Genomic DNA, 1,198 nt, shown 5'->3' on the forward strand with positions numbered 1-1,198 from the left:
TAAATATACAAAAAAAAGTATTCAATAAGTCAATTTTTGGAACCGCCCTATAATAAATCCAAAGGAGCATAAAATGAAGTATTTAGTTTGAATCGGACTAAAGTAGAATTGAAATATATATTCTTGACCATTCTTAACAATCATTCTTCCTGTTTGAATCGGACTAAAGTAGAATTGAAATCTTTTACTTGGTTGTAGAAATCAGCTGCACTGCCCTGTTTGAATCGGACTAAAGTAGAATTGAAATTGACGATGTGGTTTGCGGTGAATTAGCTACATTATAGTTTGAATCGGACTAAAGTAGAATTGAAATATTTAAGCGGAGCAACTGTTGCTGTGCCTGCTGATAGTTTGAATCGGACTAAAGTAGAATTGAAATTGGTAATTGCTTAGAGGTAATGAAAACTTTACCAGAGTTTGAATCGGACTAAAGTAGAATTGAAATGCAATTGATAGCGAGCGGTGATGCGGTTGCAATGGCGTTTGAATCGGACTAAAGTAGAATTGAAATTTGCATAATGCGGTATTCTTAAACGGTGGGTTGGTAGTTTGAATCGGACTAAAGTAGAATTGAAATTTCTTTGCCTGTGGAGACATCCATAATTGGGTATTAGTTTGAATCGGACTAAAGTAGAATTGAAATATATCTAATACTGCATGTCCTTTACCTTCATATTTGGTTTGAATCGGACTAAAGTAGAATTGAAATTATATTCTTATAACAATGAAGACCCTAACGAAACAAGTTTGAATCGGACTAAAGTAGAATTGAAATATATACAATAAGTCAGTTAGTGATATAAATAATAAAGTTTGAATCGGACTAAAGTAGAATTGAAATTTCGTCAAGCAAATACGGTTCTGTAATTCGTTCATCGTTTGAATCGGACTAAAGTAGAATTGAAATGATGTAAAGGAAGATGGAAGCGTAAGGGGAGATTACGTTTGAATCGGACTAAAGTAGAATTGAAATATAAAACTCCCCGCTGGTAAGTTTGTTAATCCACTCGTTTGAATCGGACTAAAGTAGAATTGAAATATGTTAAGTGGTTCAACGGCAAAATATCAAACTAGGTTTGAATCGGACTAAAGTAGAATTGAAATACAGTATTTGGGATTAAATGCCTCGTTCTGTAATTAGTTTGAATCGGATTCCGCTATAAGCGGAAAATTGTCCCGCTCCTTCTCAGCTTGCACA

Annotated in this window: 1 CRISPR repeat array. The window is 34.0% G+C overall.

Features of this window, described 5'->3' with window-relative positions:
* The first annotated feature begins 85 nt into the window (after positions 1-85).
* Positions 86-1,170: a CRISPR direct-repeat array (repeat unit 30 nt; unit sequence GTTTGAATCGGACTAAAGTAGAATTGAAAT).
* Positions 1,171-1,198: the final 28 nt, after the last annotated feature.

It is taken from the genome of Bacteroidota bacterium (genome assembly GCA_030017895.1).
In the GTDB taxonomy this organism is placed as follows: domain Bacteria; phylum Bacteroidota; class Ignavibacteria; order UBA10030; family BY39; genus JASEGV01.